Annotated in this window: 27 protein-coding genes and 1 pseudogene; 16 read left to right on the top strand and 12 right to left on the bottom strand. The window is 35.7% G+C overall.

What is annotated here, in order from left to right; all coding sequences use genetic code 11:
* Positions 1-17 precede the first annotated feature (17 nt).
* The 3 genes from larB to larC2 are packed head-to-tail and all read left to right on the top strand — an operon-like array spanning position 18 to position 1,920.
* Positions 18-779, top strand: a complete 762-nt coding sequence (gene larB / locus ELD05_RS07745) for a nickel pincer cofactor biosynthesis protein LarB (protein ID WP_127351971.1) — start codon at positions 18-20, stop codon at positions 777-779.
* Positions 780-808: 29 nt separating this feature from the next.
* Positions 809-1,546, top strand: a complete 738-nt coding sequence (gene larC / locus ELD05_RS14780; RefSeq protein WP_277601409.1) for a nickel pincer cofactor biosynthesis protein LarC — start codon at positions 809-811, stop codon at positions 1,544-1,546.
* A gap of 44 nt (positions 1,547-1,590) precedes the next feature.
* Complete coding sequence (gene larC2 / locus ELD05_RS14775; protein WP_277601408.1) at positions 1,591-1,920, top strand: nickel pincer cofactor biosynthesis protein LarC2; 330 nt, start codon at positions 1,591-1,593, stop codon at positions 1,918-1,920.
* Positions 1,921-1,995: 75 nt separating this feature from the next.
* Here the strand turns inward: larC2 and ychF are convergent, their stop codons facing one another.
* The 6 genes from ychF to ELD05_RS07715 all read right to left on the bottom strand — a co-directional run bounded on the left by ychF (position 1,996) and on the right by ELD05_RS07715 (position 6,583).
* Entirely contained in the window at positions 1,996-3,084 is a 1,089-nt protein-coding gene (gene ychF, locus ELD05_RS07735; protein WP_127351970.1) for a redox-regulated ATPase YchF, read from the bottom strand.
* Positions 3,085-3,260: 176 nt separating this feature from the next.
* A complete protein-coding gene (locus tag ELD05_RS14020) occupies positions 3,261-3,416 on the bottom strand; it encodes a hypothetical protein (protein WP_164742589.1) in 156 nt (51 codons plus the stop codon).
* 52 nt (positions 3,417-3,468) lie between these two features.
* Positions 3,469-4,134: a lytic transglycosylase domain-containing protein gene (locus ELD05_RS07730; protein ID WP_127351969.1), complete on the bottom strand. Its 666-nt coding sequence runs from the start codon at positions 4,132-4,134 to the stop codon at positions 3,469-3,471.
* A gap of 31 nt (positions 4,135-4,165) precedes the next feature.
* A complete protein-coding gene (locus tag ELD05_RS07725) occupies positions 4,166-4,423 on the bottom strand; it encodes a hypothetical protein (RefSeq protein WP_127351968.1) in 258 nt (85 codons plus the stop codon).
* Between the two features lie 23 nt (positions 4,424-4,446).
* Positions 4,447-6,264: a heme NO-binding domain-containing protein gene (locus ELD05_RS07720; RefSeq protein WP_127351967.1), complete on the bottom strand. Its 1,818-nt coding sequence runs from the start codon at positions 6,262-6,264 to the stop codon at positions 4,447-4,449.
* Between the two features lie 118 nt (positions 6,265-6,382).
* A complete protein-coding gene (locus ELD05_RS07715) occupies positions 6,383-6,583 on the bottom strand; it encodes a hypothetical protein (RefSeq protein ID WP_127351966.1) in 201 nt (66 codons plus the stop codon).
* Positions 6,584-6,681: 98 nt separating this feature from the next.
* Between ELD05_RS07715 and ELD05_RS07710 the strand changes: the two genes are divergently transcribed.
* Entirely contained in the window at positions 6,682-7,113 is a 432-nt protein-coding gene (locus tag ELD05_RS07710; RefSeq protein ID WP_011917245.1) for an EamA family transporter, read from the top strand.
* Between the two features lie 52 nt (positions 7,114-7,165).
* The gene (locus ELD05_RS07705) at positions 7,166-7,987 is read left to right on the top strand and encodes an AraC family transcriptional regulator (RefSeq protein WP_127351965.1); all 822 of its coding nucleotides are present in this window, start codon (positions 7,166-7,168) and stop codon (positions 7,985-7,987) included.
* Positions 7,988-8,169: 182 nt separating this feature from the next.
* Here the strand turns inward: ELD05_RS07705 and ELD05_RS15005 are convergent.
* Positions 8,170-9,415: pseudogene (locus tag ELD05_RS15005) on the bottom strand (IS110 family RNA-guided transposase).
* 565 nt (positions 9,416-9,980) lie between these two features.
* Between ELD05_RS15005 and ELD05_RS07695 the strand changes: the two are divergent.
* Entirely contained in the window at positions 9,981-10,709 is a 729-nt protein-coding gene (locus ELD05_RS07695) for an SIMPL domain-containing protein (protein WP_127351964.1), read from the top strand.
* Between the two features lie 67 nt (positions 10,710-10,776).
* Here the strand turns inward: ELD05_RS07695 and trxA are convergent, their stop codons facing one another.
* A complete protein-coding gene (gene trxA / locus ELD05_RS07690) occupies positions 10,777-11,103 on the bottom strand; it encodes a thioredoxin (RefSeq protein WP_011917248.1) in 327 nt (108 codons plus the stop codon).
* 44 nt (positions 11,104-11,147) lie between these two features.
* Positions 11,148-11,417, bottom strand: a complete 270-nt coding sequence (locus tag ELD05_RS07685) for a metal-sensitive transcriptional regulator (RefSeq protein WP_011917249.1) — start codon at positions 11,415-11,417, stop codon at positions 11,148-11,150.
* Positions 11,418-11,835: 418 nt separating this feature from the next.
* On the opposite strand from ELD05_RS07685, the gene ELD05_RS07680 reads away from it, so the two are divergent.
* Both ELD05_RS07680 and ELD05_RS07675 read left to right on the top strand, forming a co-directional pair.
* A complete protein-coding gene (locus ELD05_RS07680; RefSeq protein ID WP_039766408.1) occupies positions 11,836-12,996 on the top strand; it encodes a glycosyltransferase family 4 protein in 1,161 nt (386 codons plus the stop codon).
* The gene (locus ELD05_RS07675) at positions 12,993-14,075 is read left to right on the top strand and encodes a glycoside hydrolase family 88 protein (RefSeq protein WP_127351963.1); all 1,083 of its coding nucleotides are present in this window, start codon (positions 12,993-12,995) and stop codon (positions 14,073-14,075) included. The genes ELD05_RS07680 and ELD05_RS07675 overlap by 4 nt, the downstream gene beginning before the upstream one ends.
* A gap of 4 nt (positions 14,076-14,079) precedes the next feature.
* On the opposite strand, the gene ELD05_RS14015 is transcribed toward ELD05_RS07675, so the two are convergent.
* Positions 14,080-14,232: a hypothetical protein gene (locus tag ELD05_RS14015; RefSeq protein ID WP_164742588.1), complete on the bottom strand. Its 153-nt coding sequence runs from the start codon at positions 14,230-14,232 to the stop codon at positions 14,080-14,082.
* Positions 14,233-14,338: 106 nt separating this feature from the next.
* On the opposite strand from ELD05_RS14015, the gene ELD05_RS07670 reads away from it, so the two are divergent.
* The 6 genes from ELD05_RS07670 to cysK all read left to right on the top strand — a co-directional run bounded on the left by ELD05_RS07670 (position 14,339) and on the right by cysK (position 21,154).
* Positions 14,339-15,001 (top strand): tRNA (adenine(22)-N(1))-methyltransferase, encoded by a 663-nt coding sequence (locus tag ELD05_RS07670; RefSeq protein ID WP_127351962.1) that lies wholly within the window; start codon positions 14,339-14,341, stop codon positions 14,999-15,001.
* Positions 14,995-16,095, top strand: coding sequence for a Nif3-like dinuclear metal center hexameric protein (locus tag ELD05_RS07665; protein ID WP_127351961.1), 1,101 nt, complete (start codon positions 14,995-14,997; stop codon positions 16,093-16,095). Before ELD05_RS07670 ends, ELD05_RS07665 begins: the two co-directional genes overlap by 7 nt.
* A 35-nt stretch (positions 16,096-16,130) precedes the next feature.
* Positions 16,131-18,152, top strand: a complete 2,022-nt coding sequence (gene ligA, locus ELD05_RS07660) for an NAD-dependent DNA ligase LigA (protein ID WP_127351960.1) — start codon at positions 16,131-16,133, stop codon at positions 18,150-18,152.
* A gap of 5 nt (positions 18,153-18,157) precedes the next feature.
* Positions 18,158-19,801 carry an ABC1 kinase family protein gene (locus ELD05_RS07655; protein WP_127351959.1) on the top strand — a complete coding sequence of 548 codons (1,644 nt, stop codon included), beginning with the start codon at positions 18,158-18,160 and terminating at the stop codon, positions 19,799-19,801.
* A gap of 20 nt (positions 19,802-19,821) precedes the next feature.
* Positions 19,822-20,130 (top strand): phasin family protein, encoded by a 309-nt coding sequence (locus ELD05_RS07650; RefSeq protein WP_011917256.1) that lies wholly within the window; start codon positions 19,822-19,824, stop codon positions 20,128-20,130.
* 97 nt (positions 20,131-20,227) lie between these two features.
* Positions 20,228-21,154, top strand: a complete 927-nt coding sequence (cysK, locus tag ELD05_RS07645; protein WP_011917257.1) for a cysteine synthase A — start codon at positions 20,228-20,230, stop codon at positions 21,152-21,154.
* A gap of 41 nt (positions 21,155-21,195) precedes the next feature.
* On the opposite strand, the gene ELD05_RS07640 is transcribed toward cysK, so the two are convergent.
* Both ELD05_RS07640 and ELD05_RS07635 read right to left on the bottom strand, forming a co-directional pair.
* Positions 21,196-21,558 (bottom strand): hypothetical protein, encoded by a 363-nt coding sequence (locus ELD05_RS07640; RefSeq protein ID WP_011917258.1) that lies wholly within the window; start codon positions 21,556-21,558, stop codon positions 21,196-21,198.
* A gap of 38 nt (positions 21,559-21,596) precedes the next feature.
* Positions 21,597-22,493: a KaiC domain-containing protein gene (locus ELD05_RS07635; protein ID WP_127351958.1), complete on the bottom strand. Its 897-nt coding sequence runs from the start codon at positions 22,491-22,493 to the stop codon at positions 21,597-21,599.
* A 337-nt stretch (positions 22,494-22,830) separates the two neighbouring features.
* Here ELD05_RS07635 and ELD05_RS07630 point away from each other — a divergent pair, with 337 nt between their 5' ends.
* Together ELD05_RS07630 and feoB are read left to right on the top strand one after the other, a co-directional pair.
* Positions 22,831-23,046 (top strand): FeoA family protein, encoded by a 216-nt coding sequence (locus ELD05_RS07630; protein WP_011917260.1) that lies wholly within the window; start codon positions 22,831-22,833, stop codon positions 23,044-23,046.
* Positions 23,047-23,069: 23 nt separating this feature from the next.
* Positions 23,070-24,899, top strand: a complete 1,830-nt coding sequence (feoB, locus tag ELD05_RS07625; RefSeq protein WP_127351957.1) for a ferrous iron transport protein B — start codon at positions 23,070-23,072, stop codon at positions 24,897-24,899.
* Positions 24,900-24,918: the final 19 nt, after the last annotated feature.

Here is a 24,918-nt window from a genome sequence, read left to right as displayed (position 1 = left end):
AAAATGGAGAGAAGGCTATGGATATAAGAAAGATATTAGAAGATGTAAAAGAAGATAAACTATCTATTGACGAAGCTCTCAAGATACTTTCCAGACTTCCATTTGAAGATATAGACTTTGCAAAGATAGACCATCACAGAAAGATTCGCCAAGGGATGTCTGAAGTCGTTTTTTGTGAAGGTAAAACAGAGCAGCAAGTTTTGAAGATTTTTGAGAGGATGATTGAAAAAGGCGAGGTAAATATCATTGGTACGCGTGCAAGCAAAGAACTTTATGAGTATTTAAAAGAAAACCTAAAAGGAGATATAGACTATTATGAAGCTGCAAGGATTGTCTGTGCAAAAAGGGTTGAGGTAAAGAAGAACCCCAAAGGCCATGTAGCAGTAGTATCTGCTGGGACTGCCGACCTTAAAGTGGCTGAAGAGGCGGCGATTATTTTAGAGATTTTGGGGAATAATGTAAAAAGAGTATATGATGTTGGTGTTGCAGGAATTCACAGGCTATTTTCTCATCTTGATGAGATTCAGTCTGCGAATGTTATAGTAGCAGTTGCTGGAATGGAAGGCGCGCTTGCATCTGTTGTTGCTGGGCTTGTGTCAAAACCTGTGATTGCTGTGCCAACATCTGTTGGATATGGCGCTAACTTTAAAGGACTGTCAGCACTTCTTACTATGCTAAACTCGTGTGCGAATGGTGTTGCGGTTGTCAACATTGACAACGGGTTTGGTGCGGCAGTTGTTGCACATATGATAAACTCTTTGGCAAACGGAAATTTGTAAAATTTTGAAAGAGGGGATTTGAGAAAACTATGATTATCTATTTTGATGCACCAGCTGGAATAGCGGGTGATATGCTGGTTAGCTCTTTGATTGATGCGGGAGTTGATTTTGAGTATATAAAGTCAAATATAGCTTTGCTTGGGCTTGATGTTGAAATAGACCTTAAAGAAAAAATGGTGAACGGTATTAAAGCCCAAAATTTTGTTGTAAATGTTTTGCAGCATCATCACGATGATTATGCTCACCATCATCATAGAACCTTTAAAGATATCAAAAAGCTTTTACAAGAAAGTAAGCTGCCAGAAGCTGTAAAAGATTTGTCAATCAGAATTTTTGAAAAGATTGCAAAGGCCGAAGCAACTGTTCACGGTATGGACATTGAAGAGATTGCATTTCATGAGGTAGGCGCTGACGATTCAATTGTGGATATTGTTGCATTTTCACTTTGTATTGAGTATTTAAAGCCTCAAGAGGTTTTGTTCTCACCACTATCTGATGGAAGAGGGTTTACAAAATCAATGCATGGAATAATCCCTGTGCCGGCACCTGCCGTTTTGGAAATAGCAAGACAAAATGGTATTCCAATTGCAACTGTAGATATTGATACTGAGCTGATAACTCCGACTGGTATAGGGATTGCAGCAACAATTTCAAACGGTTTTGTGAACATGCCGAGAATGCAGATAGAGAAAATTGGGTATGGCAGTGGAACAAAAGATCTTCCCATTCCTAATGTAGTAAGAGCAATCATAGGAAAAAAAAACTAAACTTAGATAGCGAATACTTTGAAATATTTGCTAACATTGATGACATGACAGGTGAGGAGCTGTCGCTTGCTCTTGATAAGATAATGCAAGCTGGTGCATTAGATGTCTATTTTACTCCCATTTATATGAAAAAAGGAAGACCTGCGTATAAGCTTGGTGTGATTGTGAAAGGTGAAAGCCTTGAAGATGTAGTGGATGCAATATTCAGATGGACATCTACAATAGGCATTCGATATGTTGAGCTTAGGCGTATCGAGATGGAAAGGAGACAAGAAAATATAAAAGATACGCCGCTTAGGCTAAAGATTAGCTCATATAAAGATATAAAAAGGCTAAAATTAGAGTTTGAGGACATAAAGAAATTGACAGAATAAAATTTCTAAAGGGGCTGGTGCTTGCCGACAACTTGGGTAAACATCACCAGCCCCTTTAAGTATGCCTTTTTTCTTTTACACATTGAATCTGAAGATTACAACATCACCATCTTGCATAACATAGTCTTTGCCTTCTGAGCGCACAAGTCCTTTTTCCTTTGCCTGAGCAAATCCACCGCACTCAACCAAGACATCAAATGGAACAACCTCAGCTCTTATAAATCCTTTTTCAAAATCGCTATGAATCTTTCCTGCTGCCTGTGGTGCTTTTGTGCCTTTTTTGATTGTCCAAGCTCTTACTTCCTTTTCACCAGCTGTTAGGAAAGAAATGAGCCCTAAAAGTCTATACCCTGCCTGGATTAAATTGTCAAGTCCTGATTTTTCAATTCCCAGCTCTTTTAAGAATTCTTTCTTTTCTTCATCTGGTAGAGCTGCAATCTCTTCTTCTAACTTTGCACAGATGACAATTACCTCTGAGCCTTCTTGTGCGGCAATTTCTTTTACAACTTTTACATATTCATTTTCTTTTCCAATGTCTTTTTCAGATATATTTGCTGCATATATTGTTGGTTTAAATGTGAGGAGATTCAAAGAGTTTACAAACTTTAAATCTTCCTCATCATCGAACTTCAAAGTACGTGCCATTTTGCCGCTTTCCAAAGTAGAATATATCTTCTCTAAGATTTCAAGCTCATGGGCTGCTTCTTTGCTGTTTTTTGCAAGTTTCCGAGTTTTTTCAAGGCGTCTTTCTAAGACCTCCAAGTCGGCAAAGATTAGCTCTAAATTAATTGTCTCGATATCTCTTTTTGGATCAACACTTCCTTCAACATGTACTATCTCAGAGTCATCAAAACATCTTACCACATGGACTATTGCATCAACCTCTCTTATATGAGACAAAAACTTGTTGCCAAGACCTTCGCCCTTGCTTGCGCCTTTTACAAGCCCTGCAATGTCAACAAACTCAATAAATGCAGGTGTTACCTTTTCAGGATTATATATCTTTGCCAAAACTTCAAGTCTCTCATCAGGTACAGCCACAACTCCAACATTTGGCTCAATTGTACAGAATGGATAGTTTGCCGCCTCTGCACCAGCTTTTGTAATTGCATTAAAAAGGGTGCTTTTGCCCACATTCGGAAGTCCAACAATTCCAAGTCGCATCTTAGTTTTTTGCCTCCTATAAAAACTTTTGTGTAGAAGAATTTATTTACAAGTAAAGAGTATAGAACAAATCAAAAGGAAAATCAATCTATGTAAAAATAAATTCTTGCTAAAATAAAAAGGCTGCTTTGCTCAAACAACCAAAGCAAAACAGCCTACCTAATTTCCCACTTTTTTCAGTCCCTTTTTAACTTCTTTCCAATGAGTATTCCTAACATCATGCCTTTACAAAGTCCAGTTAGATACATTCCAAGTATTTTTAGCATATTTTTCTTGCGCTTTAGCATGTTATACATTTCTTTATGCCTATTATAAAGCTTTCTTGTTCTCATATTACTCATCACACCCCTCTTACAATTTAATATGCTCAAAACAAGAGGGGTTTTATACATCGAAGCTTCTGTATTTTTGGGATAGCAAAAGCACTTTTTGAACATACTCTACTGTTTCATCAAAAGGTGGGATGCCGCCGTACTTTATGACATTTGCAGGTCCTGCATTATATGCTGCAAGTGCAAGCTCAATATTGCCTCCAAACTGCTCAAGCTTTTCTTTTAGATATCTTATTCCACCATCTAAATTTTCAATTGGGTCATAGGGGTTGACACCAAGCGCTTTTGCAGTTTCTGGCATGAGCTGCATAAGTCCAATTGCCCCAGCTTTTGATATTGCATCTTGTCTAAAACCAGACTCTGCTTCAATTACGCTCAAAACCAAGCTCGGCGGAAGTCCATACTCTTTTGCCTTTTTTGTTGCAATGTTTATGATTTCACTTTTGCTAAGATTTGTAGATAGATTATAAGGTGTATAACTTGACTTTTCAAGTTCATAGATTTTATTTGCAAAGCTTTGGTTTTGCAAGGCCTTTGTACTTTCAACGTTTGATAGCTGCTGGTAGGTGGTAATTGCTACATCTTTATTTATAGAAGCTGTAAAACTATTTTGGAAAATGGTTTTAAAACTTTGTGGAAGATTATTATTGTTTGCAATCCTCGCAGCAATCTCTTCAAACTTTTGGGTTATTATCTCATTTACGTTTGGAATATTCATCTTTCTCTTTCACCTATATCCAAAATTTCTTTTAACATTCTAATTTCATCATCTGAAGTTTTACATGTTCTAAAGTTTTAATGTCACTTTCAAAAGCTTTTATCTCCTCTTCTTTTGCCTGCATGTGAAGGATGATAAGTCCTTGATTTGAACAGCTGTCGCTGCCAGCTTCATGTATACCAAGTCTTGTTTTTATTAAACACCCATGTTTTGTCAAAATTTCTTGCAGTTTTGGAGCATCATGAAGTCTGTTGTCAACCAAAATTGCGACAATGTAAGTTTGGCACATTTTTAAAATCCCTCCCTTTAAATTTATAATCGGTATTTTGAAAGCTCTTCTTTAAATACATTTGAAAGATTCTCAAGGTCGGCTACTTTTGTCAAAAGGTCTTTGATGCTCTCTGCGTACATAGAGATTGAAGCTGCCATCTCCTGAGCTGATGCCGAGTTTTCTTGTGAGATTGCAGAAAGTGAGGTAATTGTTTCAAAGACAGAAGAAATCCTTTCTGCCTCAGAAGACAAGGTTTCTATCTGAGAAATTAAAGTCTCAACCACGTTAGATATTCTTTCGATATTTTGGCTGTTCTTATTCACAACCTCATTCAAAGTGGATTCGCTTTTAACAAGCTTTTCAAACTGCTGTGTTAAAGTAGTAGAAAGCGTTTCAACCTCTTCTACAAATGTCTTTAAACTCTTATTGATTGTCTTAGCAAAAGACATTGTACTGTCTGCAAGTTTTCTGATTTCGTCTGCCACAACCGCAAACCCAACACCAACATTTCCTGCCCTTGCTGCCTCAATTGATGCATTTAGCGCAAGCATATTTATCTGATTTGAAATCTCAGCAACAGTTGATGTAATCTTCATAACCTCATTAGCTTCTTCAGATAGCTTTGAACCTTTTTGAACTATCTCAGAAAACTCTGTAGAAAGAAGATTGATATCTTTTGCAGCACTTAAAATATCTTTGCCTGAGTTGTTAAGCGTCTGGTTTACATCAGCAAGGACATCTTTTGTTTGAGTTTGTTGAGATACAATTGACTTTAAATTTTCTATATTTTCATTTAAAATGGTAACAGCCTTTTCAATTTCCTCTGCCTGATGAACAGCACCTTGGGCCACGTCATTTACAATTCCAGAAACAGAGTCTGAAAGATTTTTCATCTTATCAGCAATCTCTTTGATGTTTTTTGAAAAGTTATAAATCTCATCACTTCCACCTTTTAGCAAAAGCAAATCCTTTTTGATAGAAGACTTTGTTATTGCGACAATCTTTGAAAAGTCTTCAAGCTTGTCATTTGTCTTTATGAAAAGTGAGCCACTAAAATCAAGGTTTTTAAGAGAGTTGAGCTCATCTTTTATAGGCTTTAGAGGTCGTAGGATGAAGAATGCGGCAATGAATGTTGTAATGAAGGTAAGTCCAGCCATAAGAAGATGATTTGCGTATTCTTCTTTGTTGGGATCAAGGAGAAAACTTAAGATAATTACAGCTATTGTAGAAAAGATGGAAATCTTAAACTCTAATGACCTTATAAATCCTAACCCTGCAATTATATTAAATAGTGCTTTTTTAACCTTTCGGTTTGTCTTTTCAAATCTGATTCTTATTTTTAAATGATAAAAACCTTCTTCGTCCTTAAAACGATCAATTTCTTCAAAATCCAATTTTTCATTAAAAAACTCAGCACTTCCTTCTAAAAGTCCCAAAAAGTAGTCATAAAAACCACGCTTTGAGACATATGTTATGTATGCTTCATTTGGTGAGATTTCTTCAAACAAAATGCGTGGGGGATTTGCTCCTTTTATCATGCGAGTGAGCTGAGAGTGTACATCGTCCATATACTCTAAAAAGCCTTTTAAAGAGAGCCTCTGGAAATATGACGGGAACCATTTGCTAAACGTTTTTATATTGTTTTTTCCAATCTCTCTCCACATCTGCTGAGGCAAAATGTTTGCCTTTTCACATGCATTTTCGATCATCTTGTGAACTAAACTATCATCAATGTCATCTGTCGGAGAAATTATGGTTGAATCATCTAAACCTATTCCCTTCTCAGCATATCTTTTTACATCGTCTCCCCATATATTTCCAATTGTTTCAAGCCATGTTAGAACTACTGTACCTTTCAATGCTCCATTTCCCCTTTCTAAAGTGTGCGATATATTTTAATAATACCACAAAAATATTGTGTTTTGTCATCAATGTATAATAAAAAATTAAAACTTGAAATAAAAAAAGAGCACATTTTTAAGTGCCCTTTTCATTTCTTCTCTTGGCTTCACTTTCAACAAGCCTATCTAAGAATATTGACTTTTCAAACACCTCTTTCCTGACGATAATACCCTTGTCGACAAGAACCTCTATCAATGATGTTATCATCAAGGTATTTTTGTAATCAACCTCTTTCAGTTGAGCTATTTGAGATAAAACATCAACTGTCTGTTTCAATTTTTATCAACCCTTTCTTTAAGTTGTAATTGATATCATTTTGATTATTGTCTAAAATGTAATTAGTTATACATCTTTGATATTGGAGGGAAAAGATTATGAACTATTTGTGGCTCATATTTGGACTTTTATCAGCTCTGTTTGCCTCTCTTGTTGCAATCTTTGGCAAGATTGGTCTTAAAAATCTTGACACAAACGTGGCAACAGCAATAAGAGCGGTCATTATGGCCTTATTTCTGGTTTTAGTAATCATATTTCAAGGTAGGCTAAACAAAATAGGAGAAATATTGGCGAGCAAAAAGGCTATTTTGTTTATCGTTTTAAGTGGTGTTGCGGGGGCACTGTCATGGCTATTTTACTTTTTGGCTCTCAAGAATGGAAAGGTTCAGCAGGTTGCACCAATTGACAGGCTTTCTGTTGTGTTTGCAATAGTGCTTGCTGCAATTTTTCTTGGTGAGAAGATTTCGTTTTATACAGGCTTAGGAGTTTTGCTTATCGCTATCGGGTCTATTTTTGTTGCTCTTGGCTGATATAATATGATATAGAGATTTTATTTGACAAGAAAGGTGATAGACTTTTGCTATGAAAACCTGTTTTATTGTCAATACATCACTTGAAAAAGGGCTTCCAATCTATCTCAAAAGCGTTGGTTCTAATGAATACCAAGAACATGTTATAAGAAAAAATGGGCATCCTGATTATCATTATTTGCATACATTAGAAGGAAATGGATATTTGATTGTTGATGGGCAAAAGTACTTAGTTGATGAGAATACAGCCTTTTTCTTGTATCCAGGCATTGCCCATGAGTATTTTGCAGCAACATCTAAGTGGTCGACCATTTGGCTTACTTTTAATGGACCTGCATCAGAAACAATTCTCAAAACAATGGGAATAAGACCTTTTGAAATATTCAAGCTCACAAACAAAAAGTACTTGGAAGGAATGTTAGAAGCAATATCGAACAAAGCAAGTGTCTATAATTACATTGTGTCAATTGAATGCTCTCAGCTTATCTACAGCTTTATTCTTCATATGTTTTTAAACCTTCAAAATAAGATTGAAAAAAACTTTGAAAATAATTATTTAAAGCTTTTACCAGTACTTCAGTACATTGAAGAAAACTATAAAAAAACTATTTCCCTTGATGAGATATCAAGCATAGTAAATCTTTCGCCACAACATTTGTGTACAGTGTTTAAAAGGACGTTTCAAACAACTCCTTATGAGTACTTAATAAGGGTTAGAATTCAAAAGGCAAAAGAACTTTTGATGAGGCAAAGCTCAATTCAAATAAAAGAGGTTTGCTATGAAGTTGGTTTTAAAAATCCAAGCTATTTTTGCTACATGTTCAAAAAATTAGAGGGCATTACCCCTTTGCAGTTTAAAAGGCTTTTTGGATAGATTTTAAAAAGTAAACGCAACATTTACCAAAGACAAACGGTATAATGTCAAGGGGGTTTTTTAAAAAATTTTTTTAGATAATTAGGGCAAAAAAGACAATAAAATACCGAGCCGCTCAGCATGGAAAAATTTAACTGGCAGCTTGTTTGGGAAAGATTATTAAATTAAAAAATTGGGACTAACTAAGTATTGTAAACATCACCTCTTTCTTGATATATTTGACCTTTGCTGAGCATGGCAAAGATCAAAGGAATTAAGCGTCTTGCGGTTAGGACGAGGGCACGTTTATGCTGATGCTTGGTAACCTCTGAGAACTTCTTGTTGTAGAAGGCTTTGTAGCGTACTGTGTGCACCCTTACACAGTTAGCAGCTTCAACAAGATAGTATCTCAGGTATTGGTTACCACACTTAGCTAATGAGACATCTTGGGCATTGAAGTTGCCTGATTGGTACTGAGTCCAAACAAGGCCAGAATACTTTGCCAAAGCAGCTTCATTTTTGAAGCGCTTGATATCACCGATTTCAGCGATGATGCCGGCTGCAAGAACATCTCCTATGCCAGGGACGGTTGTTAATGTTTGAGAGAAAGCTTTAAGAAGTTTTGAGATTTCTTTGTCGAGTTTTTTAAGTTGTTCTTGCATAAATCTAATGTTTTCAAGGGTCATAGACAAAGCTAAGTCATTTGCCTCAGCCAACAGAGGATGTAATCTGTATGAACGCTTGAGCCTCGGTTTTAAGTATTTCAGCGATTTTATTGACATCTGAGAGTCTATTGTTGCCGTTATCGGATACGAATTTAATTAAGTCTTCTAAAGGCATAGAAGCGATATCATCAGGTGTAAAGTTTTCGATGATAGCACAAGAAGCTTTACCGAAGATATCTGAAAATGGACAGTCTTGAGAATAAGTAGAGAATTTAAGGTATATGAGATTGAGAGCTCTGTTTTTTTCGCGAGTTAGATTGTGAACAAGATGATAGCGCATTCTGGTAAGGCGTTGTAGTGCAGCATATTTAAAATCAGGCAAAGGTGTTGGGTTGAGTTTGCTGAACCTGACACATTCAGCGATGATAATTGCATCGATGCTATCTGTTTTAGGCAAGAAAGTGTAGATTTTTTTGAAGCCTTTGACTATGCTTGGGTTGAGAACATAAAAAGTTGGTTTATATGGCAGCAGTTCAGATGAAGAAGCAAGATACAAGTGCAGATGCCAAGCGTAATGTGAAGTTGCTTCCATGCCAAACTTAATACAGGATAGATTATACTGGCTGAGGCAGTCAATAACTCTTTTGATTAATTCGTTAGCGCCTTCTTGATCATTAGGCAAGGAAAAAGGTTTTTTAATCAAGTGATTACCGGCATCATCGATGAAGAAGATAGAATTTGACTGACTACTGATATCAATGCCCACGATTAAAGTATTTGGCAATTTGAAGACCTCCTTTTTGCAAGTAGTGGTAAGAAAAAGTGTTAAGCCCTTTATCCTTGGGGATTACATGTAATGCAGCCTCGCCGATATTAGAGCTACGGAGCAGTTTACAGGGTGCACACATCTGATATGCTCAAATCAGATGTGGTAACCTGACCGTGCACAGCAAACGAGTAAACATTACTCATGTAATCCTTTGGGGTTCAGTCTTTCGCAAGCTGTGGCGTGCAGATGTCAAAGCACGTCCAGCAGGAGGTGTTCAAAATATATCCAAATAAACTAAATCAGGCTTAAACTTTTTCTGATTTTAGTTTACCAAAGATAAAGGGCAAATTTAAACTGTAGCAGTCAATTTTAATATTCAATTTTTGAGAAATGAGTGTTTTAAGAAAGGTGCATTATCAAAATGAATTTCCAGTAATCAATTGGTACTGATAATTAAATGTACCAATTGAGATATGAAGTTTTAAGTGATTTGATAATCATATTATACGAGTGGAGGCGTTATAATGTTTAGAAAAGAACGTGCAAAAGAATTTTAATTATTTTTTAGGAGGGATTTTTTGTGAAAACAAAAAAATTAAAAGCAATCCTAATGGTAATTGTGCTGTTGTTTGTAAGCGTTTTTATATTTTCTCTATGGAGAGCAGAAGCCTCGTCAGCTCCAGCATCTCAGGCAAAGACAGAGATAAATGTTAAAGGAGTAGCTTCAGTTTTTGCAGAGCCTGACATTGCAGTTGTGACGTTTGGTGTTTTGAGTGAAGATATTAGTGCAGATGCTGCTTATTCCAAAACATCTTCAAAGATAAACAAAATAATAGATGCAATAAAAAAACTTGGCATTGATTCAAAGGATATAAAGACACTTAGAATTAGCGTTTACCCAAAATACTCGTATAACAAAGACAACAATACATCAAAGATAGTTGGGTTTTATGCATCAACAGACCTGAGAATCACAATAAGAAATATATTCCAAGTAGGGAAAGTTATTGACAGTGCATTTAAAAACGGCGCAAATACATTTTCTGATCTGCGATTTGATATTTCAAACGTAGCACCATACTATAATCAAGCCCTTGCAAAGGCACTTGAAAATGCAAAAGAAAAAGCAAATGTTCTGGCAAAAGGGCTTGGGGTTAGTTTAGGAAAACCAAGAATTGTGAACGAAAATACCTATGTAAACGCACCACCAATTGTATACAAGACTCAGGAGATGGCACTTTCAGCGTCATCTTCACAAGTACAAGCAGGGACAATAGAAATAAAAGCAGAGGTTACGCTTACTTACTAAAATTTTTTCAAAACAAAAGCAAAAAACAAATGGCAGCACTTTAATAGTGCTGCCATTTTTGAGGTCTTTATAAGTTTCTGTTTATGAAGTTTACAAAATCACTCTTTGGTCTTGCACCAATTATCTTGTCAACAGCTTGACCATTTTTAAAGAGCATGATAGTTGGTATACTCATAATTCTAAATGCATATGCAATATCGCCATAGTCATCAACATTTAATTTTGCGAACTTGACTTTGCCAGCATACTCTTGAGCGAGCTCTTCAATAACAGGCGCAACCATTCTGCATGGTCCACACCATGCAGCCCAAAAATCAACAACTACAGGGATATCCGATTGTAATACTTCCCTTTCAAAGTTTTCGCTTGTTAAAGTTACAATGTTGTTTGCCATCTTTATCACAGCTCCTTTCAATTTTTATATATACCCATTTTTATTTATTTGATAAACCTTAGTAAGGTTTCTATCAGCTCATCAATGCTTTTTTCATTTTCGGTGTTTTTGTACTCAGCAATACATGACTTTGAATACTTTTCAAGAATAATTGCACCTACCTTGTTGAGCGCAGCCTTGACAGCTGCTATTTGAGTTAAAACCTCATTACACGACTTGTCATTTTCAATCATCTTCTGAATACCCTTTATTTGTCCTTCAATTTTGCGAAGTCTCAAAAGCAGATTTTCTTTTTCTTTATAGAGCTCATCCATTTTTCAACCCCCCATATACCATATACCCCTATCACTTATTTATTATACCCACTTTCATTATTTTGTCAACAGAAATTTATAAAAAAATAAATGGTAATATTGAGACAAATATACATGTATAAGAATTTTGAAGAAAATTAAAGCTATAATTAAAATTACGCTTAAAAATCTTATTAAATAATTGATAAAGGTCAAAAATTACAAAAAATCAGGTTAATATTAATTTGACAAAAATTCGCAGATATTTATAATGAAAATCAAGGAAGGTCAAAGTAAAACAAGTCAGGGTATAAAGTCTAAACTCCATGTCGTTCGCGGTTTTCCAGAAGGCAGAATAAAAAGGTATAGTGCAAGATAAATAGGGAAAAATAATTATGTCCTTTTAGTAATTAAAATTATTGAAAAGGGAGGGATTAAAGTGTCTATCAAACCAGTTTTTGTAAGCACTTATCCCCCAAGAGAATGTGGTATTGCCACATTTACACAAGATTTGGTAAATGCAATTGAAAAATATAATGATGTAAGACATTGTTATGTAATTGCACTTAGCAAGGACAAACATCTTTATGACAATAGAGTTTTGTATGATATAAATCAAGATAAATTTTCTAATTATGTAAAAGCTGCTAATTTAATTAATGTGTCAGATATTGATGTTGTTATAATTGAGCATGAGTATGGTATATTTGGTGGGGAGGATGGGGACTATATAGTTCCATTTGTAAAGCTTATCAAAAAGCCAATCATTACAACATTCCACACAGTTTTGAAAAATCCAACAGCAAAACAATTTGAGATACTCAAAAAACTTGCTGATGCAAGCTACAAGGTAATAACTATGGCAAAGACAACAAAAGAGATATTGACGGATGTATACGACATTGAAGAGGAGAAGATAGAGATAGTTCACCATGGAGTACCATATATGGACTTAGAAGATAAAGAAACCTTAAAAAGAAAATACAATCTTGGTGGGAAAAGGGTTATAAGCACATTTGGACTAATTAGTCCCGGCAAGGGTTTGGAGTATGCTATACAAGCTATGGACAAAGTAAGAAGGGAATTTCCGGATACAGTGTATTTGATTTTGGGTCAGACACATCCAAATATAAAGAGGCTCAAAGGTGAAGAGTACAGAGACAAGCTTGTAAATTTGGTAAGAGAATTAAAATTAGAAAACAATGTGATATTTGTTGACAAGTATCTTACAAAAAGAGAGATAATGGAATACCTGCGCCTATCCGATATCTACCTCACTCCTTACATAGGGAGGGAGCAGGCGGTATCAGGGACACTGGCATATGCAATTGGCAGCGGCAAGGCAATAGTATCAACACCATACACTTACGCACAAGAGATGCTCTCTGACGGAAGAGGAATGCTGGTTGAATTTGAAGATGCTCACTCTATTGCAGATGCTATCATAACCCTCTTGAGGGATGAAAACCTCAGGAAAGAGATTGAGAAAAAGACGTTGGAGATTGGAAAAGAGATGTACTGGCACAATGTTGCAAAAAGGATGATTGATATATTCTACGATGTAGTACAGCTTAATAAGAAGGTTGGGGTGATAGCATGAAGAAAGGTATGAAACGCCTTGTCCTACCTTCGTTAAACACAAAGCACCTGTTTAGAATGACAGATTCAACTGGTATTTTGCAGCATGCAAAATTCTCTGTGCCAAACTACAAAGAAGGATATACAACAGATGACAACGCACGAGCTTTAATTGTTGCACTCAGGCTTTTTGAAAAGACAGGTGACAAGGCATATTTAGATTTGGTTTACAGATACATGGCATTTTTGTATAATAGCTATACCGACGATGGATATTTCAGAAACTTTATGAACTACTCAAGGGTGTTTATTGACGAAAAGGGAACAGAGGACTGTTTTGCAAGGTCACTGATAGCCCTCTCTTATGTCTATTCTTCTGATGTGCTTGACAGCAGCATAAAAGAGCTCTCATATGTAATGTTAAAGCGATCACTCAGAAACGTCCTTGAACTAAAATATCCTATCAGTATGGCATACGCGATCATAGCTCTGTCTATGCTGCATGACATTAAAGAATTTTCAAATGAGGCAAAGATGTATTTAGAAGCCCTTTCAGAAAAACTGCTCAACCTTTACAAAAAGCATTCTGATGAAAATTGGAAATGGTTTTCTAACAAGCTCACATATGCAAATGCCATACTTCCATATGCACTTTTTAGAGCATTTGCAGTAACCGAAAAAGAAAGGTATTTGAAGGTTGCAAAAGAGTCACTTGATTTTCTTACAACCATTTTATTTGAAAATGGAATTTTGCGTGTGATTGGTAACAGAGGCTGGTATGAAAAGGGGAAAGAGCGTTCATACTTTGATGAGCAGCCAATAGATGCATGTGACTGTGTACTTGCGTATACAGAGGCGTATAAGATTACTGAAGATAAAGAGTACAAAGAAAAAGCACTAAAAGCGTTTAGATGGTTTTTGGGCGAAAATGTCCACAAACAGCCTTTGTACGATGAAAAAACTGGCGGGTGTAGAGATGGAATTGAAGAAGATGGAATAAATCAAAACCAAGGTGCAGAGTCTACAATTTGCTACCTTTTAGCAAGACTTTACATTGAAGATTTGATAAAAAGTGAAGAGAAGAGCAAAGAGGTTGTGTAAAATATCACAACCTCTTTTTTTCTTCTAATTTTTTAAAAATTGACTGGTTTTGTTTTTCGATGGTGGTTGTAAGTTCATCTTGCAAACTTCCTTTGTTTACATGAAGAAAATTCTGGAATGTTTCTCTTTCGCTTTCAAAATCCTTAAGTTTTTTCATTTTTTAGTCATCTTCTTTTTTAACAAAAGTTTGATATTATTATTTACAAAAACTATAATTGTTATTAGAAAAATTTTTAAAACATGAAAAGAAGGAAAGAGCACAGGTGTACTCAAAGCGAATAGAAGCAATTTTGAAAATTTTAGAAAAGTGCACCACGCTTGCTGACATTGGCTGTGACCATGGCTATGTTGCTGTTGAGGCAATAAAAAGAGGGCTTGCATTGAGGGTATTTGCAGTTGATATAAATCAAAAACCTCTTCAAAAAGCAATAGAACTTTCAAAAAAAGAAGGAGTTTTTAATAAAATAGAGTTTTTTGTGGGAAACGGATTTGAACCGATTAGAGAGCCAGTTGACCAAGCTGTTATTGCTGGAATGGGTGGAGAGACAATCTCAAATATTTTGTCTTCTGCTAAAGACAAGGTTAAAAACACAAAGCTCATTTTGCAGCCCATGAAGGATATAGAACTTTTAAGAAGATGGCTTTTTGAAAATGGATTTGATATAAAAGAGGAATTTGTTGTAAATGATAAAGAAAGATTCTACGTAATAATGAAAACAGAAAAGTCATTTAATATTGAATATTCGGAGATTGACGTATATGTAGGAAGACACGTTCGCAATAAGAGCAAGGAATCATTAGAATACCTTTTGAGAAAAAAGGAGAAACTGAAAAAAATAGCAGAGATGAAGAAAGAAAATAAAAAAGATTTTTCGGAAGAAAAAAAGGTCTTAGAGATGATTGAGGAGGTTTTAAATGAATGGTAAGCATCCAAGAAATTGCAACGTTTTTGGAAAACTACTTTCCTAAGAAACTCTCATATGATTGGGACAATGTAGGGCTTCAGGTAGGTAGTTTTTCAGCAAAGGTAGACTCAATATTGATTTGTGTTGATGTCACAGAGGATGTTTTAAATGAGGCAAAAGACCTTGGGGTGAGACTCATTATCTCACATCATCCTTTAATCTTTCAGGGGTTAAAATCAATCAAAGATGACACACCTGAGGGAAGATTAATAATAGATGCTATAAAAAGTGATATAGCTATTTTATCTTTTCATACAAATGCAGATGTTTCAAAGCATGGTATAAATTTTTATCTTGCAAAGCTATTAAACCTTGAGAATATAGAAGGCTTGAGTGTAAAACAAAAAAAAGAGTATTTTAAGATTGTTGTATATGTACCATCAGAATACAAAGAAAAAGTGTTAGAAGCCATGGCGCAAGAAGGTGCCGGGTTTATTGGAAAGTATAGTCACTGCTTTTTTGGAGTTGAAGGGCAAGGTTGTTTTAAGCCGCAGGAAGGTGCAAATCCTTTTGTAGGAAAGATTGGTGAGCTTGAGAGGGTGGACGAGGTAAGGCTTGAGAGCATTGTTCCAGAGGATAAGCTAAAAAATGTGATAAAAGCCATGCTAAAAGCCCATCCGTATGAGGAGGTTGCGTATGATATATACAGGCTTGAAAATGAGATTTCGTATGAGTGTATAGGTGTTATTGGACAAAGGAGTATTGAAGCTGAAAATCTTATAAAGGAATTGAAAGAAAAACTTAATCTCTCATTTGTAAAAGCGAGTCTTATAAAAAATCAGTTTAAGAAGATTGCAATTGTTAGTGGCTCTGGAAAGGATTTTATAAAGGATGTTTATTTTAAAGGTGCTGACTGTTTCATTTCTGGTGAGATAGGGCATCATGGGATACTTTTAGCAAGGTCGCTTGGACTTAGTACAATTGAGATTGGTCATTATGAGAGTGAAAAGGTTTTTATTGACATAGTTTTTGAGCTCTTTGACAAATTTGATAAAAAGGATAAATTAAAAATATACAAATCACAAGTAAATACAAGTTATGCTAAGATTTACTGAAGTAGAATTAAACCAAAAAAGAGGGTGGGAAGTGTATGAGTGAGTTTATTAAAAAGAGGATTCGAGAGCTTGTTGACCTTATAAATTATCACGATTATAAGTACTATGTTGAAGACAATCCAGAGATAAGCGACTATGAATATGATATGCTCTACAGGGAGCTTGTTGAGCTTGAAAAACAGTATCCAGAATATATCTTCCCTGACTCACCTACACAAAGGGTTGGCGGCAAGGTAAAAGAAGGGTTTAAAGAGGTGGTTCACAGGGTACCGCTTTTGTCACTTTCGAATGTGTTCAGTGAAGGGGAGCTTTATGACTTTGACAGGAGACTGAGAGAACTTCTTGGTACAGATGATTTCAATTATGTTGTTGAATACAAGATTGACGGGCTTTCTGTTGCGCTTGAGTATGAGAATGGTCTTTTTGTAAGAGGTGCAACACGCGGCGATGGCAATGTAGGTGAAGATGTTACTGAAAACCTAAAAACAATTAGGTCAATTCCATTAAAACTTAAAGATGATATAAACATAGTTGTGCGTGGCGAGGTATTCATGCCGAAAGACGAGTTTATCAAGCTTAATCAAGAAAGAGAAGAAAATGAAGAGCCGCTTTTTGCAAACCCACGAAATGCCGCAGCAGGGTCGCTTCGCCAGCTTGACCCCAGAATAACGGCACAGAGAAAGCTTGATATATTTGTTTTCAATGTTCAATGGTGTGAAAAAGAACTCAAAACTCACGATGAGGCGCTAAGGTATCTAAAATATTTAGGATTTAAAGTTTCACCTGACTATGTTGTTTGTAGCAACATAAAAGAGGCATATGAGGCAATCAAAAAGGTAGAAGAAAAAAGGGGGTTGCTTCCTTTTGAGATAGACGGTGCTGTTGTGAAGTTAAATCAATTAGCCCTGCGTGATGTGGCAGGCTCAACTGCAAAGTCGCCAAGATGGGCAGTTGCTTATAAATTCCCGCCAGAGAAAAAAGAGACAAAGCTTATAGACATTGAAGTAAATGTAGGTCGCACAGGGATTCTCACTCCAACTGCAGTACTTGAACCTGTTAGAATATCAGGGTCGGTTGTATCACGTGCAACCCTTCACAATATGGACTATATAAGGCAAAAGGATATCAGAATTGGTGACACAGTAATAGTTCAAAAAGCTGCGGAAATAATACCAGAGGTTGTTGAGGTTGTGTTTTCAAAGCGCACAGGAAATGAAAGGATTTTTGAGATGCCAAAAAAATGTCCTGTGTGCGGAGCAGATGTTATAAAGTTTGAAGATGAGGTTGCATACAGATGCACAGGTGTTGAGTGTCCTGCAAAGAGCTATAGGTTAATTTTGCACTTTGTATCGCGTGATGCAATGGACATTACTGGCATGGGCGAGATGATAGTAAAAAATCTATTTGAAAGGGGTTTAATCAAGACACCTGCTGATATTTATGATTTGAAGTTTGATGATTTAGTAAACCTTGAGAGATTTGGTGTCAAATCTACAAACAACTTATTAAAGGCTATAGAAGCATCTAAAAAACGGCCTCTTGACAGACTAATATTTGCCCTGGGTATAAGACACATTGGACAAAAGGCTGCAAAGACATTAGCAGAGCATATATCCTCAATTGACGACCTTTTTACAATTACTGAAGAAGAACTTCTTAAACTTCCTGACTTTGGTGAGAAGATGGCAAAAAGCGTTGTGACCTTTTTCCGTCAAGATCAAACTAAGCACCTAATTGAAAGGCTCAAAAAAGCAGGGGTTAATACTGTAGCTGAGAAGAAAGCAAAATCGGACATTTTAAAAGGATATACATTTGTGCTAACAGGTGCTCTTTCAAAGTACTCAAGAAGCCAAGCAAAAGAGATTTTAGAGTCTTTGGGTGCAAGAGTGAGTGAAAGTGTCTCTAAGAAGACTACTGCTGTGATTGTTGGTGAGGACCCTGGCAGCAAACTTACAAAAGCCCAAGAGCTAAACGTAAAGATTTTGTATGAGCAAGATTTTGAAAGACTCATTTCTGCAAAGTCACACGAAGAGGTTGAAAAGATTTTAATGGAGTGAGTTTGTTGGCAAACGCAAGAAAAAGAAGAATCAATAGGTTAAGGTATATCACTAATGTGTTTATAAAACATGGCTTTGGGTATGTGTTCAGCAGCACTCCACTTGTGAGATTTAGAAGATTTTCTGAAAATAGGATAAACAGAGGCCAAAGACTAAAAAACGCTTTAGAGGAGCTTGGCACAACATTTATCAAGATGGGCCAGCTTCTTGCAAACAGACCAGATTTGGTTCCAGAAGACATTATTGTGGAGCTAAAAAAATTACAAGAAAATGTAAAGCCCTTTTCTTTTGAAGAAGTAAAAAATGTATTAAAAGAGGAAAATTTGCTTGAAAAGTTCGAATACATTGAAAAAGAGCCAATTGCAACAGCGTCAATTGGGCAGGTTCACATCGGATATGTAAATGGTCAAAAAGTGGCCATTAAAGTAAGAAGACCAAATATTGACAATGAAGTAAAAACTGATATAGAGATATTGAGAAAGCTTGCATCTATTTTAGACAGGTACTCACCAGTTAAAAGTATTATAAGCTTTTCTGAGATTGTAAATGAGCTTGCAAATGTCCTTTTGCATGAGATTGATTTTAGGTTTGAACAGAGCAATATGAAAAAACTCAAAAAAGCTCTATCAAACAAAGAAGTTATCATTCCAGATGTCTATGATGAACTTTCATCAGATAAAGTTTTGGTTACAAGCTTTATTGAAGCAAAAACATTAAATGCTATTGATGTTGACTCTCTTCCTCAAATTGAGAGGATAAGGCTTGGGAAAAAGCTTATAAATCTTTACCTATCACAAATATTTGAACTTGGAATATTCCACGCAGACCCTCACCCTGGTAATATTCTAATTACAAATGACCATGACATTGCGTTTGTAGATTTTGGTATGATAGGAAGACTCAGTGGCCAAGACAAAGAAAGCCTTTCAACTTTGTTACTTGGAATAGTTCTAAATGACAAGAAAATGGCAATAAAGGCGTTTAAAGAGCTTGGGATTATTAGCAGGGGTGTTGATGCCAACAAGTTTTACAAGGAAGTTGAGAATATAGTTAATCATTATATCAACCAGCCTATTGCTTCAATTAAAATTGCGGAGATATTCAATGACGTGTTCAAACTCACATTTAAGTATAAGCTAAAAATTCCTGAGCAACTTATTTTGCTTGGGAGGACTCTGAGCCTTCTTGAAAATAGCATAGCAATTTTGAAGGTTGATTTGAACATCTTAGAAGCAATTTTGCCTTATGTAAACAGGCTAATTTTGAAGAGTAGATTGTCAAAGCTGAGACTGACAAATATCCTAAATGTGCTATTTTCATATTTTAATCTATTTGAATTTCTGCCCAAAAAAGTTGAAACAATCCTTGACAAGCTTGAAGATGATGAGTTTATCTTAAACATTGAGCTAAAGAATTTAGACAAGGTACTGCAGAGAATTGAGAGGCTTGCAAATAAATTTTCACTTTCGATTATACTTCTGTCTGTGAGTATAATAATTGCAGGGATGACAGTTGGGGGGCTTTTGTCCCCTGCATTATATAAAACAATTTTATCTACTTGGTATTTATGGGCTTTAAGATTGGGTATATTAATATTGATTAGCCTTATTATTGTCATGCTTTTGATGATTATAAGAAAAGAAAAATAAAATTATGGAGGTGTAAAAAAATGAAAGACCTTTTAGAAAAGGTTATCAACATTGGGCTTGGTGTATTTGCGCTATCTAAAGAAAAGGTAGAAAGGGTTGTGAACGAACTTGCTGAGAAAGGTGAGATTAGCAAGAATGAAGTACAAGAGGTAATTCAAAAGATAATGGAAAAAGGTGAAGAACAGAAAAAAGAGCTAAACGAGTATATATCAAAACAGGTTGAAAGTATATTGAAGAAGATGAATCTTGCAACAAAGTCTGAGGTTTTGACAGAAGAAAGAATAAGAGAGATTGTAAGAGAGGAAATTTCAAAGTCTCAAAATCAATAAATAAAACTACTTTTTTTAATTTTTTTTGACATATTGATGAGAAAGTTATATAATAAAATAAAAACCGACTATTTCGATTGGATTTGGGGGTATATAAATGATTTACAACAATATAACTGAGTTAATTGGAAAGACACCGCTTGTGAGGCTAAATAAGCTTTCAAAAGAACTTGATGCAGAAATCATTGCAAAGATAGAGTATTTCAATCCTGGCGGAAGTGTTAAAGACAGGATAGGTCTTGCAATGATTGAGGATGCTGAGAAAAGGGGACTAATTAACAAAGACACAGTGATCATTGAGCCAACAAGTGGCAATACAGGTATTGCTCTTGCAATGGTATGCGCTGTAAAAGGCTACAAGCTCATTTTGACCATGCCAGAGACAATGAGCATTGAAAGAAGAAAGCTGCTTCGGGCATATGGTGCAGAGATTGTTTTGACACCTGGTGAGAAGGGAATGAAAGGTGCAATTGAAAAAGCTTTTGAGATTTACAACTCAACTCCTAACGCTTTTATGCCTCAGCAGTTTGAAAATTTAGCAAACCCAGAAATTCACAGAAGAACAACTGCGCTTGAGATTTGGAATGATACAAACGGTCAGGTTGACATATTTGTTGCAGGTGTTGGCACAGGTGGTACAATTACAGGTGTTGGAGAAGTGTTAAAAGAGAAAAAACCAAGTGTGAAAATTGTTGCGGTTGAACCTTTTGAGTCTGCAGTGTTGTCAGGTGAGATGCCACGGCCTCACAAGATACAAGGAATCGGTGCTGGGTTTGTACCAAAGGTTTTGAACACAAAGATTTATGACCAGATAATAAAAGTAAAATCTGATGATGCGTTTGAGATGTCAAGGTACTTAGCAAGAGAAGAAGGGATTTTGGTTGGAATCTCATCAGGTGCAGCACTTTATGGCGCCGTTGAGGTTGCAAAAAAGAGTGAGAATAAGAAGAAGATGATTGTTGTTCTTCTTCCTGACACAGGTGAGAGATATTTATCAACAGATTTGTTCAATGTGAATGTGTAAAAAAATTCCGGCTCTACGCAGTCTCTGCATAGAGCCGTTTTTTATTTTCCACTTTGGCTTTCCTTCCATGTCTTGTATGCAAGTTTTGCAATACCACCTGCAATATGAGTTTTTTCAGCGCTGTCACCACTTTTAAGCTTGCTCTTTGCATATTCAGGCTTGCTCTGCAAAATTGCTTTTGTTGTTTGAGTGCTAATTCCCAAAAATTCAGCAATCTCGTCTGCTGATTGGTTTTCTTCACTGTGAAGGTAAATGACAAAAATAGCTTCCATCAGTGATGCAAGCCATGTAAGTCTTTTGTACTCAACAAGCTTTCTTGGTCCACCCAAGATGTCAATAGCAATTGAGAAAATTTGTTTTATAACCTCATCGATATTTTGCTGCACCAAATCAATCCTTTTCATGGCCTGCACCCCTTTTTTGTATATTTTATTTACTTTATTTATTCTTTGTCTTCTTTTTGCTGGCCTGCTATATATCCGAGCGGGTACAGAACCTTTATGAGTCCGTTTTGCTCAATCTCAAATACATATGTTTTTGAATCATGGCCACACATTCTACATCCATCAACTCTCAAAAGACGAATAACATCACCAATTGGTCTTTTGAATGTACTGCTGTCAAACCTGTTCATAATAACTTGTTTTGAAAATACAATTGTGCCATCAACAATATGACTTACTGCATATCCGCCTGCAGCCTCAGCAGAGAGATGTTCCTGTCCGCTTCGCTTTTGTGAAATCATCAAGGTTGTGAGTCTCTTTGATTTTAGAAAATTATAGATAGTTCTCACAATTTCTCTTGCGTAAATCTCTTTTGATTCAAATAATCCTGTAACAGAGTCAATTACCACGTTTTTTATATTAAATCTTGTGGCTGCATTTTCTATTGTCTTAATGAAGTTATTTATGTTACCGCGGATATTAAAGTCTTTGGTAATGTCAAGCATGTACACATTTTCTTCAACTTTTGACTTGTCAATGTTCATGGCAGCAGCACGTGAAAGAAGTGAAGAGTACAGAAACTCCGCAGGTGTTTCGACTGTGATATAAAGAACGCTATTTCCTTCATTTGCTTGAGTAACAGCAAACTGCTCAGCAAATAGACTTTTCCCAGTGTCAGCAACACCACTTAGGTTTATAACAGAATACGCGGGAATTCCACCAAGTGGTTTTACCATAGGCTTGCCAGTTTCTTTTGAAAATTCAGCCTTGTAAAAAAGCTTATCTATGCCATCCACTCCAGTTTTTACTCCAAACAGCTCTGGTGCAGACTTTGACAGGTCTTTGAGCTTTACAGCATCTACTGTGGCTTGTACTTCACTGCTTGTTTTGTTCACTTTTTTTCACCCCCCTTTTTTTGATTAAAGGAGGATTATATACTCTTCCAATTATAAAAATAATTACAAATATAGACTTTGTCAAGGTCAAAAAAGGTCAAAATTTGCGAAATTTTGCGTCAAATGGCTAAAAAATTGAGAAAAATTACTCTTTTCTTTCACAGCTTTGATTTTTAGCTTTATTCTGAAAACCTTCTGAGATTTTGCTTGACTTGTTAGAAAAAATTTGATATCATTTAATTGAGAATAATTCTCAATTAAAATAAACTATCAATTACAACACGTTTTCAAAGACAAACTTGAGCATTGAAGATTGTAAAAAAAGAGGTGAGGATTTATGACATTGGACATGGTATCAAAAGGGCAGGAAGTTGTGATAAAGAGTATAAAGAGCAAAAATGCAAGGATATATGCACTGAGATTTGGGATAAATGAAGGAAGTAGAGTCAAGTGCATTGCTAAAATAAACAATGGGCCTGTTATTTTACGCAAAAACCATCAAGAGGTTGCGATAGGGAGAGAACTTGCAAAACAGATAGAGATTGAACAATGATATGAAAGGGGTTTGAAAAGAAAATGCATTGTCACTGCCAGTCATTTGAACTACTCAAACTTCCTCAAGACAAAGAAGTCATAGCTCTTGTCGGTAATCCTAATGTTGGAAAGTCAGTAGTTTTTAGCAAACTCACTGGTAAATATGTTGAAGTTTCAAATTTTCCTGGAACAACAGTTGATATAAACTATGGATTTTACAAAAACTATGTAGTAATTGACACCCCCGGTGTTTATGGCATCTCTTCTTTTAATGACGAGGAGATAGTTACAAGAGATATTGTTCTGAGCGTTGACAAAGTGATAAACGTTGTTGATGCTCTTCACCTTGACAGAGATTTATTTTTAACCCAACAGCTCATAGACTATCAAAAGGACATAATTGTTGTTTTAAACATGTTTGATGAGGTTAAAAAAAATGACATGAAGATTGACATAGATGCCTTAAAAAAGACCTTAGGTGTTGAGGTAATTGTCACTTCAGCAACCAAAGCAGAAGGCATAGAAAAGCTCCAAGAGGCGATTGATAAAAACCTTTTTAGAAAAGGCAATCCTACACCACAGCTTCAAAAACTTTTACAGGAGGCAGGTATAGAATTTTCTAAAGATGGCCTTACTACAGCTGAAAATGTCTTTAACTCTTCGATTTCAGAGTTGCAAGAGAAGATTTACAGTTTAAGAAGATCTCATGTTGATAAGATATTTGAAAAAGCAGTAAGATTTGACACAAAAAAGCTTGAAATTAAAAATAGAATAAGTGAAATACTTGTAAATCCTATAACTGGTATTCCCGTTTTAGCAGCAACTCTTTATATAATGTACTACTTTATGGGTGTGCTTGTTGCTCAGAGAGTTGTTGATTTTACAATGAATAAGGTAATGGGTGAGTATTATCTTGGATTTGTGAAAGGCTTACTCACTCCATTTGTAAAAAATATCTATATACAAAAAATTTTAATTGGTAACTACGGCCTGCTTTCTATGTTTCCAGTAGTTTTTTTAGGTCTTCTATTTCCTCTTGTGGTTGCCTTTCACCTTTTTATGAGTATATTAGAAGACAGTGGGTATCTTCCAAGAATTGCAGCACTTGTTGACAAAGTATTTAACAAAATTGGTCTTAATGGCAGAGCTATAATCCCGATTATATTGGGTTTTGGATGTGTCACAATGGCTACAATGACAACAAGGATTTTGGGCTCAAAAAGAGAGAGGATTATCACTATGTTTTTACTTGGACTTGCAATTCCGTGTTCTGCTCAGCTTGGAATTATAAGTGGACTTATAGCAAGACTTGGTTTTTGGTATCTTGTTGTATATATACTCATTATTGGATTAATATTTGGGATTGTAGGAAGGATATTGAACAAGGTTATACAAGGCAGCTCAACATCGCTATTTATAGACCTTCCTACTTTAAGAATTCCGCTTATATTAAACGTTATTAAAAAGACATATTACAAGTCTAAAAACTTCCTGATTGAAGCACTGCCTATATTTGTTTTGGCAACACTTATACTTGGATTTTTGGACGCAACAGGTTTTCTTAAAATTATTGAAAATATAGCACAGCCCATTGTTACAGGTTTTTTGAAACTTCCAAAGAGAATGACAGAGGTGTTTATTCTGAGCATTATAAGACGAGACTATGGTGCAGCAGGGCTTGTCACAATTCCTACCACAAAAAGACAGATGTTTGTGGCACTTGTAACAACTACTCTGTTTGTTCCTTGTATAACATCCTTTGCCATGATGACAAAAGAAAACGGGCTAAAGTATTCACTTTTTATTTGGGTTTCTTCGGCTGTAATAGCCATTTTGGTGGGAGGACTTTTAGCACATATTATGATTGTTTAAAAATTCTCGAAAAAGAGGT

This window comes from Caldicellulosiruptor changbaiensis (genome assembly GCF_003999255.1).
GTDB classification, from domain to species: Bacteria; Bacillota; Thermoanaerobacteria; order Caldicellulosiruptorales; family Caldicellulosiruptoraceae; genus Caldicellulosiruptor; species Caldicellulosiruptor changbaiensis.
The sequence above is the reverse complement of the archived record's forward strand: the minus strand, read 5'-3'. Positions and strand labels throughout refer to the sequence as shown.